This window comes from Arthrobacter sp. NPDC057388 (genome assembly GCF_042668165.1).
Taxonomy (GTDB): Bacteria; Actinomycetota; Actinomycetes; order Actinomycetales; family Micrococcaceae; genus Arthrobacter.
The window spans coordinates 17,310-30,221 of record NZ_JBHVBL010000037.1; the positions used below are offsets into that span (position 1 = coordinate 17,310).

General features: G+C 66.0%; 14 protein-coding genes. 8 read left to right on the forward strand and 6 right to left on the reverse strand.

Annotated features, from left to right (window positions below; all coding sequences use genetic code 11):
• Window positions 1–187 precede the first annotated feature (187 nt).
• Window positions 188–385, forward strand: coding sequence for a hypothetical protein (locus ACFUTU_RS16215; RefSeq protein ID WP_377966035.1), 198 nt, complete (start codon window positions 188–190; stop codon window positions 383–385).
• Between the two features lie 86 nt (window positions 386–471).
• Complete coding sequence (locus ACFUTU_RS16220; protein ID WP_377966037.1) at window positions 472–1,395, forward strand: serine hydrolase domain-containing protein; 924 nt, start codon at window positions 472–474, stop codon at window positions 1,393–1,395.
• 78 nt (window positions 1,396–1,473) lie between these two features.
• On the opposite strand, the gene ACFUTU_RS16225 is transcribed toward ACFUTU_RS16220, so the two are convergent.
• The 4 genes from ACFUTU_RS16225 to ACFUTU_RS16240 form a co-directional block, all read right to left on the reverse strand.
• Window positions 1,474–2,670, reverse strand: coding sequence for a TerC family protein (locus ACFUTU_RS16225; RefSeq protein ID WP_377966039.1), 1,197 nt, complete (start codon window positions 2,668–2,670; stop codon window positions 1,474–1,476).
• A 149-nt stretch (window positions 2,671–2,819) separates the two neighbouring features.
• Window positions 2,820–3,575, reverse strand: coding sequence for an ArsR/SmtB family transcription factor (locus tag ACFUTU_RS16230; protein ID WP_377966041.1), 756 nt, complete (start codon window positions 3,573–3,575; stop codon window positions 2,820–2,822).
• 171 nt (window positions 3,576–3,746) lie between these two features.
• Window positions 3,747–5,573 carry a RecQ family ATP-dependent DNA helicase gene (locus tag ACFUTU_RS16235; protein ID WP_377966043.1) on the reverse strand — a complete coding sequence of 609 codons (1,827 nt, stop codon included), beginning with the start codon at window positions 5,571–5,573 and terminating at the stop codon, window positions 3,747–3,749.
• Window positions 5,574–5,780: 207 nt separating this feature from the next.
• Entirely contained in the window at window positions 5,781–6,137 is a 357-nt protein-coding gene (locus ACFUTU_RS16240) for a YegP family protein (protein ID WP_377966045.1), read from the reverse strand.
• A 148-nt stretch (window positions 6,138–6,285) separates the two neighbouring features.
• On the opposite strand from ACFUTU_RS16240, the gene ACFUTU_RS16245 reads away from it, so the two are divergent.
• Both ACFUTU_RS16245 and ACFUTU_RS16250 read left to right on the forward strand, forming a co-directional pair.
• Window positions 6,286–6,702: an ester cyclase gene (locus tag ACFUTU_RS16245; protein ID WP_377966047.1), complete on the forward strand. Its 417-nt coding sequence runs from the start codon at window positions 6,286–6,288 to the stop codon at window positions 6,700–6,702.
• A 334-nt stretch (window positions 6,703–7,036) separates the two neighbouring features.
• Window positions 7,037–8,107, forward strand: coding sequence for a TM2 domain-containing protein (locus ACFUTU_RS16250; RefSeq protein WP_377966049.1), 1,071 nt, complete (start codon window positions 7,037–7,039; stop codon window positions 8,105–8,107).
• Window positions 8,108–8,152: 45 nt separating this feature from the next.
• Here the strand turns inward: ACFUTU_RS16250 and ACFUTU_RS16255 are convergent, their stop codons facing one another.
• Entirely contained in the window at window positions 8,153–8,419 is a 267-nt protein-coding gene (locus ACFUTU_RS16255) for a hypothetical protein (RefSeq protein WP_377966051.1), read from the reverse strand.
• 62 nt (window positions 8,420–8,481) lie between these two features.
• Window positions 8,482–9,600 (reverse strand): alanine dehydrogenase, encoded by a 1,119-nt coding sequence (ald, locus tag ACFUTU_RS16260; RefSeq protein WP_377966053.1) that lies wholly within the window; start codon window positions 9,598–9,600, stop codon window positions 8,482–8,484.
• A 219-nt stretch (window positions 9,601–9,819) separates the two neighbouring features.
• Between ald and ehuB the strand changes: the two genes are divergently transcribed.
• Genes ehuB through ehuA form a run of 4 tightly spaced genes read left to right on the forward strand, consistent with a single transcriptional unit; the run spans window position 9,820 to window position 12,892 of the window.
• Entirely contained in the window at window positions 9,820–10,713 is an 894-nt protein-coding gene (gene ehuB / locus ACFUTU_RS16265; RefSeq protein ID WP_377966055.1) for an ectoine/hydroxyectoine ABC transporter substrate-binding protein EhuB, read from the forward strand.
• A 28-nt stretch (window positions 10,714–10,741) separates the two neighbouring features.
• The gene (ehuC, locus tag ACFUTU_RS16270) at window positions 10,742–11,440 is read left to right on the forward strand and encodes an ectoine/hydroxyectoine ABC transporter permease subunit EhuC (RefSeq protein ID WP_377966057.1); all 699 of its coding nucleotides are present in this window, start codon (window positions 10,742–10,744) and stop codon (window positions 11,438–11,440) included.
• Entirely contained in the window at window positions 11,437–12,093 is a 657-nt protein-coding gene (gene ehuD, locus ACFUTU_RS16275; RefSeq protein WP_377966059.1) for an ectoine/hydroxyectoine ABC transporter permease subunit EhuD, read from the forward strand. Before ehuC ends, ehuD begins: the two co-directional genes overlap by 4 nt.
• Entirely contained in the window at window positions 12,077–12,892 is an 816-nt protein-coding gene (ehuA, locus tag ACFUTU_RS16280; RefSeq protein ID WP_377966061.1) for an ectoine/hydroxyectoine ABC transporter ATP-binding protein EhuA, read from the forward strand. Before ehuD ends, ehuA begins: the two co-directional genes overlap by 17 nt.
• The last annotated feature ends 20 nt before the right edge of the window (window positions 12,893–12,912 follow it).

A 12,912-nucleotide genomic window follows, 5' to 3' on the forward strand; every position in this document is an offset into this window, starting at 1 on the left:
GCGGGGTCACTTCGCGCCCAATAAATCGGCGGAATTGGGCTGTAAGTGACCTCGCGTTGCTGTTCCAGCAGCGCTCCGCGGCTAATACTCAGTGGTAGCCATGCCCGGGGGGCGGGCGTAGAGTCGGGAAAGACCGGACCTCAAACCGGTCGCAGCCTGAACAGACGCACAACCAAAGGAGTTCATCATGAACTTGGGCAACATGATCAGGAATGCCGCGGGCCGACTCTCCGGACGGACCACGCACGGAACAACCGGCGGCTACACGCGCGGCTACACGCGGGGAACTCGGCCCTACACCGCCGGACGGACCTCTGCCATGGGGCGCGGCCGCACTGCTGAGGGAATCGGGGACAAGATCCGCCACTTCCTCCACAGGCACTGACACTGGGCCTGCCGGCTCCTGACGTCCACGGCGACGCAGGACTGTCCGAACAACTGGAACAAGCTCTTGGCCGCAGCCACCCCGTGGTGGCTGCGGCCACTGTCTCCGCAGGGGAGGTTGCCGTGGCGAGCCGCGGCGCCTACCTCGCCGCTGACTTCGAGATCGGCTCCGTCTCCAAGGGGATCACGGGGCTGCTCTATGCCGACGCCTTGGGCCGCGGCGAGATCAGCCCGGACACCACGCTGGGGGAGCGGCTGCCGCTCGGTGACTGCCCGGCGGCGGCACTGACCCTGGCCGCCCTGAGCCGGCATTCCTCCGGCCTTCCGCGACTGCCCCGGCGGTCAGGAAGCCTGCGCCGCACGCTTGCCCTGATGGTGCGGGGCAGCAATCCCTACGGCGAGACGCTGGCCGAGCTGCTCGCCCAGGCACGGTCGGCGGTTCCCGGAGCCGCCCGCCCGCGCTACTCCAACTTCGGCTTCGAGCTACTGGGCCACGCCATCGCCGCCGGGGCCGGTCTGAGCTTTCAGGACCTTCTGCGCGACCGGCTCGCCGTTCCGCTGGGGCTGGGTTCCGTTTACGCGCCGTCCACTCCCGCTGAAGTGCGTCCGACGGCGGTCACCGGCCGGAGCCGCAGGGGCCGGGTGATGCAGCCCTGGACAGGGGAGGCGCTTGCCCCGGCAGGCGGCATCCGTGCTTCCATCAGCGACATGGCGGGGCTCGTGTCCGCCCTGCTGGACGGAATTGGGCCAGGGGGTGGAGCGCCAGGCCTGGCCGCACTGGACCCGGTCGCGGACTTCGCCGGCCCGGCCGCCCGCATCGGTGCCGGCTGGATGACCCTGGAAACCAAGGGCCGCACGGTCACCTGGCACAACGGCGGCACCGGCGGTTTCCGCGCCTGGGTGGGACTGGACCGGAAGGCGGGGACCGGCGTCGTGCTTCTGGCCGCGACGGCGGTACCCGTGGACCGCCAGGGCTTCCGGCTCCTGGCGGAACTGACCGCCCCAAACTAAAAAGCAACGCGAGGTCACTTACTGCCCAATAAACCCACCGGATTGGGCCGTAAGTGACCCCGCGTTGCTGTTGCTGGCTTACTTCTCGCCGGCGCGCTCGAGTGCCTGGTCGTGCTCGGTGTGGGCCTGGCGGATGAGGTTCATGAACTCGGTCTCATTGCGGATGAGCTTCTTGTACTTCTCCGGCAGTTTCTTGAGCTCCTGCTCTTCACGGACCAGCTTGTCGAAGATGCGCTCGCGTTCGGCGATGTCCGTCTCGTAGTTGAGGTCCACGTACGTGGTGGCGTGCCGGCGGGCGCCGGAGACCATGGTCTTGGCTTTGCCCTTGGGGCTCAGGAGCGAGCCGGCGATGGTGATGACCAGGACACCGAGGATCACGCTGAGCGAGGTGGCGGTACTGATCTCGACGACGTTGACATGTTCGCCGTCGTTGATGAACGGCAGGTTGTTCTCGTGCAGGGCGTGCAGGATGAGCTTGACGCCGATGAAGCCAAGGATCGCGGCGAGCCCGTACGAGAGGTAGATGAGTCGGTCGAGGAGCTCGTCGATCAGGAAGAATAGCTGCCGCAGCCCCATGAGCGAGAACGCCGTGGCCGTGAAGACGATGAACACGTTCTGCGTCAGGCCGAAGATGGCCGGGATGGAGTCCAGCGCGAAGAGAATGTCCGTGGCGCCGATGGCCACCATCACCAGGAGCATCGGCGTGAGGACCTTCTTGCCGTCCACCATGGTGAAGAGCTTGTCGCCGTCGAAATGCTCGGACGCCGGAAGGAACTTCTTGGCGAGCCGGACCACGAGGGTTTCGCTGTCGTCGTCGTGGCTGTCCGGCTTGAGCAGGTTGCCGGCAGTGACCAGCAGGATCAGCCCGAAGATGTAGAACACCCAGGCGAAGCTGTTGATCAGCGCGGCGCCAAGGAAGATGAACCCGGTCCGGGCGAGCAGCGAGAAGACGATGCCGAACAGGAGCACTTTCTGCTGGTCGGCGCGCGGGACCTTGAAGCTGGACATGATGATCAGGAAGACGAAGAGGTTGTCCACGGACAGCGCCTTCTCGGTCACATACCCGGCGAAATATTCGGTGCCCATCCTGGAGCCGCCGAAGAACCAGACGCCGAGGCCGAACGCGAGGGCCAGTCCCACGTAGATGGCGGACCACGTGGCTGATTCCTTCAAAGACGGGGTGTGCGCCTTGCGGACGTGGAAGAAGAAGTCGAACGCCAGGAGCGCGACAATCCCGGCGATCGTGAGGATCCAGACGATAGGGGGAACTTCCATGCTGCCTCTTTCCTGAAGGTCATTCGGGTGGAGCGCTTGGAATCAACCCTACCCAGCCCTGCCCAACTGACTGGCAGTTGTTGCCGTTCTGGGGGCTCAAAACGGCAACTATTGCCAGTCAGTTGGGGGCGGCGGAGCCTGACCCGGCCCTAGCCGTACATCAGCGAGCCGGGCGTGGTGAGCTTTTCGCCGGTCTCGAGCCAGGTCTTCAGTCCGGAGAGGATCATCGGCCAGCCGCCGTAGAGCTGCTCGTTGGCGCCTTCGCGGAGCTGGTCGTGCGTGACGGTGAGGTGGCAGGAGTCGTCGCCCACCTGCTCGATCTCCCAGGTGACGCGGGAGGTGCCCTCGGCCTTGACGTCCTCGCCCCAGAGCGCGCGCATGGTTTGCACCAGCCGACGCGGGGGATCGATCTCCAGGTTCTCGCCCTCACCCAGCAGCGCCCCGGCCTTGGGGTTGCCCATCTCGAACCGTGAGCCCGGCGTCCAGTCCGATTTCAGCGTGTTCCCGAACTGGTACTTGCTGCGGATGTCGCTGTCCGTGATGGCTTCCCAGAGCCGTTCCGGGGTGGTCTTGATGTAGATTTCGAAGATCTTTTCCATGGGACTTTCCAATCGGGTTTTGAGGTCGCTGAGCGCAGCGGCCCATGGTTCTGCGTATTTGCTCACCCAGCGGTCGTGGACGAGCCTGATGGGCACCGGATTGAGGAAGTGCAGCTTCTCGCGGCCGCGGCGCCGGGTAACCACGAGGCCGGCCTCCTCCAGGATCTTCAGGTGCTTCATGACGCCGAACCTAGTGATCTCAAACCGGGCCTCCAGCGCGCCGAGCGTCTGGCCGTCCTCGCGGAAGAGTGCGTCCAGGAGGTCCCTGCGGATGGGGTCGGCGAGAGCCTTGAATACGGCGTCCACAGGGCCAGAATAGGTGACCTTTTGGTCACATGTCAACGGTTCCCGAAATAGGCGCCGCGTCCCCAAGTAACTCGCAATAGTTGTCGTTTTGACGGCTCCAAACGACAACTACTGCCAGTCAGTTGGGTGGGGCGGGCGGCAGTTGGGTGACCAGGGAAAGAACGGACGGCGTCACGTCGCCAGGGTCAGCAGCTTCCCGTCGGTCACGGCCCGGCGGGAGAGGGTCTTGTAGCCCTCCTGCTCGAAAAGCACGGTGATCACGTCCTCTTCATGCCGCATCACGATGCCTGCGCCCCACTCCTTGTGCACGACGGCGGCCTGGAGTGGGAACGCCTCGCCGCCCGCGGCGGCGGCAGCACCGTCGTCGTAATCCTCCTCGTACGCGGAGCCGTCGGCGCAGTTGTCGCAGTTGCCGCACGGCTCCGGCAGGTCCTCGCCGAAGTAGCCCAGCAGGAACTGGCGCCGGCAGGCGTCCGTCTCGGCGTAGCCGCGCGCCATCTCGATCCGGGAGCGGTCCACGCGCTGGCGTGCTTCGGCGAGTTCGACGGCGTGCTCCACCACCCTGGGCAGCTTGGCGTCGGTTTCCAGCCGGATGCCGCGCTTGAGGGTTTTCACGGAGCGGGTCTCCTGCAATTGGTTAAGCAGGCCGGTGAGCCGGCGCGCGGGGATGCCGGTCTCCTCGGCGAGCGCCTTCTGCGTGATGGGGCCGTCGGCGGCACGCAGGGCGGTGAGGACCGAGAGCAGCGACTCCTCGTCCGGCTTGTGCGTGCCGAAGAACTTGCGCAGGCCCAGGTCCTCGGGCCGGTAGTGCAGGACCGCCGAGGCGGGTTGGCCGTCGCGGCCGGAGCGTCCGATCTCCTGGTAGTAGGCGTCGAGGGACTCGGGAATGTCGGCGTGAATCACGAAGCGGACGTTGGGCTTGTCGATGCCCATGCCGAATGCGGTGGTCGCCACCACCACGTCGAGTTCATCGTCGAGGAACTGCTCGTGCACCTCGTCCCGCTCGCTCTGTTTCCGGCCTGCGTGGTAGGCCGCGGCACGCAGCCCCTGGTCGGCGAGCTCCGCGGCGTAGGTTTCGGTGTCCTTGCGGGTGGCGGCGTAGAGCAGGCCAGGCCCGTTCAGCGAGGCGTGAAGCTCGGCCGCCTGCCCCACCACCGCGCGCTGCTTGTCCCTGTCCTCAAGGTGCCGGATCACATCGAGCCTGATGTTGGGCCGGTCGAAGCCATGGACCAGCACCAGCGGGTCCTTCATCCGCAGGCGCTGCTGGATCTCGTCGCGCACCGGGGGTGAGGCGGTGGCGGTGAGCGCGGCGACGGTCGGGTTGCCGAGTTGCGCCCGGACCTCGCCCAGGCGCAGGTAATCGGGGCGGAAGTCGTGCCCCCATGAGGAGACGCAGTGGGCCTCGTCCACCACGAACAGCGGGACATCCAGCGCGGCAAGCCGTTCCACCGTCTCCGGCTTGGCCAGCTGCTCCGGGGCAAGGAAGAGGAACGCGGCGTCTCCCCGCTTGGCCGCCTCCCAGGCGTCCTCCACCTCGGAGTCCCTGCGGCCCGAATTGATGGCCACGGCGGACTCGCCGCCCAGGTCCTCCAGCAGGCCATCCAGCTGGTCCTCCTGCAGCGCGATCAACGGGGAAACCACGACGGCGGGACCCCGCTTTGCGCTGCCAGCTTCCGGTCCGCTGTGGCCGCCGTTGTTCGGGGCGCCGTGGATGAACAGTGCGGCCACCTGGTAGATGGCCGACTTGCCGTAGCCCGTGGGCATCACGGCGAGCACATCCCTGCCGGCAACAAGCGCCCCCATTCCGGCCAGTTGGCCCTCGCGGAGGCGGGGGAGGCCGAGCCTGTCGGCGGCGAGGCGCTGCAAAGCAGCGGCTGTGCCTGTGTCGGCTGTGCCTTCGGCGCTGGAACTTCCGGCGGTGGAAGTATCGGCGGTGGAAGTTCCGGTGGCGGAAGTATCGGCGGAAGTTCCGGTGGCGGGGGCGAGGGCTTCGGTCATGGCGGCAGCTCCATAGGGGCGTTCCAGGGGGCCGGGTGTCTTCAGCCGTGAATCCACCCTAGTCCCCGGGCCGCCTCAACGTCATGCCTCCCGGCAGCGAGGCTGGCCGGGCCAACGTCATGCCTCCCGGCAGCGAGGCAGGCCGGCAGCGAGGCTGGCCGGGCCATGCCCGAAAGGGGCAGTCCCGAAAGGGGCAGTCCCGAACGGTCAGTACGGCCGCACCCCTCGGAAGGAGGATCCTCGGACCGCTTCCGCGTGGTCCGCGGCCGGGAACCGCGTGTGGGAGTGGAGCCTTACGGTTGCATGGCCCACCCGGGACTTGGGGATGATGACTTCACCGTGGCCGCCACGGCTCATGTCGCGGATGAGGCCGGTTCCGGCGACCTCCCGCGTTGCGGAAATCCCCGCAACGGCAGCCTGCTTGGTGGGGTATTTGACCGAGGTCGCCACCAGTTTTCCTGTGCCGTCCATAAGCCTGACCGTGAAGCCGCCGTCGGAAGCATCGATGATTTCGAAGTGTCCGGCCATGACAGTTCCCTCCGTTCGCGCTGCGTCTACTGGCATGTCCCCTAAGCCTATTTTGGACCTTTCCCGCCCAGAAGGCCCCCGGGAGCGGCCAACAAATCCCGCAAGCAACCGGCCATTGAAGCTGCACCGGGGCGGGAGGACAATGCAACTGCCATAGACAGCCACAACCCCAAAGGAGCCGGAAATGGCTGGCGGAAACGGACTGATTCAGCGGTTTTACAACGAGGTGCTGACGGGCGGGAACCTGTCGCTCATCGACGAGATGGTGGCGGACGACGTCGTCGACCATGAGGAGGGCTTTCCCGGGCAGCCGCCGGGCAAGGAAGGCGTGAAGTTCTATGTCAATGCGGTGCGGGCCGCGTTCCCCGACCTTTCGGTCAAGACCTCCGAGCCGGCGCTCGCGGAAGGCAACCTCGAGGCCGCCCACGTGACACTCAGGGGAACGCACCAGGGCGACTTCGCCGGCGTGCCGGCCACGGGCAAATCGGTGGAGTTCTCGGGCATCGACATCATCCGCGTGGCGGACGGCAAGGTGGCTGAACACTGGGGATCGACGGACACCCTGAGCCTTATGCAGCAGATCGGAGCCGTGCCGAAGTAGGCGTGTCATTGGACACTTTCTAAGGCCCAAAAGTACGACGACGGCGGGCGGCTGCCGTCGTCGTCGTGCCTCTTTGCGGCGCGCCGTCCGGGACGCGCCGTGGCGTCCCCGCCTGCCCTCCGGAGGGCCTGTATTATCGCTTGAGGGGGCGGTGACGCCAAAGCGTCAAACTGGGGGACAGCAGCAGATGTGCAAGCCATAAAGCCTTAAGCAAACAGGCCTTTGAAGCCATGTGCCCCTCCCAGCCTTTCCGCACCGCTCCCTCCGCACTGCCCACCCTTCTTCCTCCGCCACCCCGGTGACCCCTGCCGTCGCCTGCCCTGAAAGGACTGCAATGAGCCTCCCCGGCCCAACCCCACCGCCCTCCGACTACACCACCTATGGCGCGCCGCAGTATGCGAACGGGCAGTTGTTGGACGGACTCGGCGCTGGGCAGGCGTACCCGGGACAGCACGGGGCTTTCCCCGGTCAGTACGGGGCGGAGCCGCAGAAATCCTTCGTGGCCACCTGGCTCTTCTCCCTGCTGTTGGGCGGGCTCGGCGTGGACCGCTTCTACCTCGGCAAGGTCGGCACCGGCGTTGTCAAGCTGCTGACGCTGGGCGGCCTGGGCATCTGGTCGCTCGTGGACCTGATCACCACGCTTGCCGGGCGGCAGACTGACAAGAGCGGCCGGCCGCTGGCAGGGTATGTGCAGTACAGGAAGGTGGCCGTTCTGGTGACGGTTGTCCTGCTGGTGGTCAGCCTGGTGATCGGCGTGGTCAGCGGCATTGTTGCGGGCGCCCTCGTCCGCCAGGCAACCACGCCGCCGATCGTTTCCGCGGCCCCCGTCACCCAGGAAAGCGCCGGTTCCTCCGCGGAGCCAACCACCACCGGCGAGACGGCGCCGGGGGAGCGCCCGCACCTCGAGGCGCAGACGCTGACAGGCACAGGTGACGCGGCCAAGACGGTAGACCTCCAGGGCCTGCCGGCCGTGGTGACATTCACCTGCGAAGCCTGCACCGGGGACACGGCACTGGAGACCAACGGCGCGGAGATTCTGCTGGTCAACACCACCGGCGCCTACACCGGCTCGCACCTCGTGGACACCAGCGCCGGCGTGCCCACCACCGAGTTCAACATCAGCGCCGACTCTGAGTGGACGCTCAAAATCGAAGACATTGACAGCATTGCGCCCTCGACGGGCAAGGTCAGCGGGCACGGGGACCGGGTCCTGCTCTGGGACGTCGCCACCGATAAGGCTGCGATCACCAACAAGGGCGAAAGCGCCTTCGTGGTGCTGGGGTTCGGCAGCGAGGTTCCCGAGGAAGCCGTCAATAAGGTCGGCGACTTCAGCGGCACCGTGACGCTCACCCCGGGCTACGTCCAGGTCAACTCCGACGGTGACTGGACCATCACACCGAAGTAGTGCGGTGAAGTCCGCCGATGCAGTAACGGCAGTGGCCGTGCCTTCTCAGATGGCGTCCAGGGCGAAACCCTTCGGAGGGAAGTCGTGGCGGGGAGCCTGAGCCCGCTGGGGATGGCATACTGCCAGCTTCCAGGCCGCCGGGCTTCCGCCGACCGAAGGCATGATGCTCCCTTCGGTGATGAACTGCGGCTTTTCCTCGCCGTTGAGGGCGGCCCACCATCCGGTGGCCGGGCAGTGATCTCCGGTTCGGGGGCTCTGTGGCTGTCCGGCAGGGCTGACCCGGGAGTGCTGGAGCAGGATGCGCTTCTTCATGTCTCGTTCCTTGAGAGGCCTTCTGTTGATGAAATGACGGGGAGATCCGGCGGTGCCCGCTCTTAGGCGGTGACCAGACTGTCCCAGTCGGCGGCAAGGGGCAGGTTGTGTGCTTCGGAGACGGAGTGGTGCGCGACGTGGCCTGCCGCGATGTTGAGGCCTGCGGCGAGGGCGGGGTCCTTTTCGAAGGCGGCCTTGACGCCGAGGTTTGCCAGGGCCACGCCGTAGCGGAGCGTGACGTTGGTCAGCGCGTAGGTGGAGGTGTTCGGGACAGCGCCGGGCATGTTGGCAACGCAGTAGAAGATCGTGTTGTGGACCTTGTACGTGGGTTCCTGGTGCGTGGTGGGGTGGGTGTCCTCGAAGCAGCCGCCCTGGTCCACGGCGATGTCCACGAGCACCGAGCCGGGCTTCATCCGGGCCACGAGTTCGTTGGTCACCAGCTTGGGGGCCTTGGCGCCGGGGATCAGGACGGATCCGATCACGAGGTCGGCGTCCACCACGGACTTCTCGATCTCGTACTTGTTGGAGGCCACGGTCTTGAGCCGTCCCTGGTACTGGGCGTCGAGCTCGCGCAGCCGGTTGATGTTGATGTCCAGGATGGTGACGTCGGCGCCGAGACCCAGCGCCATGGCGGCGGCGTTGGTGCCCGCGACGCCTGCGCCCAGGACCACGACCTTGGCCGGACGGACGCCCGGAACGCCGCCGAGCAGCACGCCCTTGCCGCCGGCAGGTGCCATCAGGGATGTTGCACCCACTTGGACGGACAGCCGGCCGGCCACCTCGGACATCGGGGCGAGCAGGGGCAGAGTGCGGCCTTCCTGGACGGTCTCGTAGGCGATGGCCGTGACGCCGGAGTTGATGAGCTCCTGGGTCAGTTCCGGCTCGGCGGCCAGGTGCAGGTAGGTGAAGAGGATCAGGCCCTTGCGGAAGCGGTGGTACTCGGCCTTGATGGGTTCCTTGACCTTCATCACCATGTCCGCGCGGGACCAGACCTCGTCGGCGTCGGCGATGATTTCGGCGCCCGCGATGGCGTATTCCTCGTCGGTGATGCCCGAGCCCAGGCCCGCGCCGCGCTCCACGAGGACCGAGTGGCCGTGGGTGCGGAATTCATGAACGCCCGCGGCGGTGATGGCGACGCGGAATTCATTGTTCTTGATCTCTTTGGGGATACCGATGATCATTTTGGGGCTCCATTCAGGGGATGCGCTGTTGGCCGTGGACGGCAGACCGGATGTTGAGCTTTATTGCGGGCCGAAACGCCTTTGAATCAGGTCCGCAATCAGCAATTTACATTCGGATTGTTGACAATAGTACACCCACCTCGTAGCTTTTGTGTAACACACGTCACACCGTGTGGTCACCTCGGCGAATCCTGGCAAAGTCCGGGCGAAGGAGAACATATGAATGGCAATATCTCGCGGCGGAATGTCCTGCGCGGAGCAGGGGTCGCAGTACTTGGGGCAACAGTGGCGGGCTGGGCAACGGGCTGCTCCAGCGTGGCCGCCGGCGGTCCTGCTTCCGGTGCCGCCGCCAACCTGCTGGAAACGGCGAAGTCGCAGGGCTTCCTCCGCGTCGGCATCGCCAACGAGCCGCCGTACACGCAGGTCAGCGCCGACGGAAAGGTGACCGGCTGCGAGCCGGACGTGCTCCGGGCCGTCTGCAAACGCCTGGGCATCGACGATGTCCAGGGCATCGTCACGCCCTACGAATCCATGATTCCCGGGCTGAACGCGAACCGCTGGGACGTCATTGCGGCCGGCCTCTTCATGAAGCAGTCCCGCTGCGGGCAGGTCCTGTACTCCGAACCCGTGATCGTATCCACGGAGTCCTTCGCAATCCCCAAGGGAAATCCGAAAGGCATTACGTCCGTGGCAAACGTCCTGGCGGACAAGTCCCTGCGGATCGCCGTGCTGCCCGGCGGCTTCGAGGAGGGGGTGCTCAAGTCGGCCAATGTCCCTGCCTCGCAGCAGGTCAAGATCAATGACGGCCGCAGCGGACTCGAGGCGCTCAAAGCCAACCGTGCCGATGCGTTCATGCTGCCCACGCTGTCGCTTCAGGCCCTCGCCAAGGACGACGCCAGCTTTGACATCAGCAAGCCGGTGGACGATGCGCCCCGCACCGGGTCCGGAGCCGCCTTCCGCAAGGCCGATGCCGCCTTCCATGAGGCGTACAACAAGGAACTTGCAGCCTTCAAGAAGACCCCCGAATTCGCTGAGATCCTCACGAAATGGGGCTTTGACCCGACCGTGGTGGAAGGCGTCACCACCGAGGAGCTATGCAAGACCGCCGGGTGATCCGGGTCGCCCGGAAGGAGGGGGCCGGATGTTCGCGGTAGTCGAATATGCGCCGCTGCTCTGGCAGGGATTGCTGACCACCGTCCTGGTGACGGTGCTTAGCGGGGCCCTTTGTTTGGTGGTGGCTTTCGCAGCGGGACTGGCGCGGCTATCCAGCCACCGCTTCCTGCGCTGGCCGGCCGGGGTGTTCATCGAAGTCTTTCGCGGCACATCCCTGCTGGTGCAGATGTTCTGGCTGTTCTTTGCGCTGCCGTTCTTCGGCATCCAGCTTCATCCGCTGACCGCCGCGGTCCTGGCGCTCGGGCTCAATGAGGGCGCCTACGCCGCGGAGGTGGTGCGCGGCGCCATTGCCAGCCGGGCCAAGGGGCAGACGGAGGCCTGCATCGCCCTGGGCATGGAGCCTGCGCTGCGGCTGCGCCGGATCATCATTCCGCAGTCCATACCAGCCATGCTGCCGCCGTTCGGCAACGTCATGGTGGACCTGCTGAAGAACACCTCGCTCGTCTCACTCGTCACCGTGGCGGACCTGACGTTCCGCGCCCAGATGATTCGCAGCACCACCGGGCAGACGACGGCGATATTCCTCACCATCCTGGTGATGTACTTCGTCCTCTCCTGCCTGCTGACCCTGCTCACCGGCTGGCTGGAACGCCGTTTCGCCCTGGACCGGAAGGCGCTCGCCGCCCAGCGCAAGGAAAGCCGTCTCATGAAGGTGGGTGCCCCATGATCTGGGACAACGATTTTGCCATCTCAGTGTTCCCGTTACTCCTGGAGGGGCTGTGGGTCACCGTCCAGATCACGCTGCTGGGCACCCTCCTCGCAGCCGTCCTGGGCCTGGTCTTCGCCGTGCTGAGAAGGCTCGCCATCCCGGTACTGTCACCGGCGGTGTCCTTCTTTGTGGTGTTTGTCCGCGGCACGCCGCTGCTGGTGCAGGCGTACTGCGCGTTCTTCGTGCTGCCCGCATACGGCATCAGTTTTGACGCCTTCACCACGGGACTGGTGGTGATCGGCATCAACTACAGCGCCTACATGGCAGAGGTCTACCGCAGCGGAATCCAGGGTGTGCCCAAGGGCCAGTGGGAGGCGGCAACGGCGCTGAGCCTCCCCGGCGTGCGCACCTGGGGGAGGATCATCCTTCCGCAGGCAGTGCGCACTGTGGTCCCCATGCTCGGCAACTACCTCATCCAGATGTTCAAGGACTCCGCCGTGCTGTCAGCCATCACGGTGGTGGAGCTGATGGCAACGGCCCAGGCAATCGGAACCTCGAACTTCCGTTATCTGGAACCGCTCACCCTGGCCGCCCTGCTCTTCCTGGCCATCAGTTACCCGGCCTCACGGCTCGTCAACAGATTGGAGCGGCGCTATGCGCCCCAGCACTGAACCCCAGCCCCTGCCCGCCGGCGTCGGCCTCGCCCCGAGCCCGATTGTCCGGTTCCAGAACGTCAGCAAGAACTGGGGGTCCAACCAGGTCCTGAAGTCCCTCAACTTCGAAGTCGCGGCGGGGGAGAAGGTGTCCATCATCGGCCCGTCCGGTTCCGGCAAGACGACGATCCTGCGCATCCTCATGACGCTGGAGACTCCCAGCGAGGGCCTCGTCACCGTGGACGGGGACACTCTGTGGGACGTCACAGCCGGCCAGAAAGTCCGGGAAACAAAGCAGCTGCGGGCCACGCGCCGGAAAATCGGCATGGTGTTCCAGCAGTTCAATCTGTTCCCGCACATGACCGCCATGGAGAACGTCATTGAGGCGCCCATCCACGTGCTCGGAATGGACAAGGCTGAGGCCCGCGAGCGGGCAGCTGAGCTCCTCAACCTCGTGGGGCTGGGCAAGCACATGAACCACACCCCGCCGCAGATGTCCGGCGGCCAGCAGCAGCGCGTGGCCATCGCCCGGGCTTTGGCCATGCGGCCCAAGGTGCTGCTGTTCGACGAGCCGACGTCGGCCCTGGACCCGGAGCTGATCGGAGAAGTGCTGAACGTGATCCGCAACCTGGCCCACACCACGGACATGACCATGCTGATGGTCACGCACGAAATGCGGTTCGCGGAGGAGATCTCCGACCGTGTGGTGATGTTCGACAACGGCGCAGCCGTGGAGAGCGGGCCGCCGTCGCAGATCTTCAAGGATCCTCAGCAGGAGCGGACCCGGACCTTCCTCAGGGCCGTGCTGCAGCACTGAGGTGTGGCTGCAGCACCGCT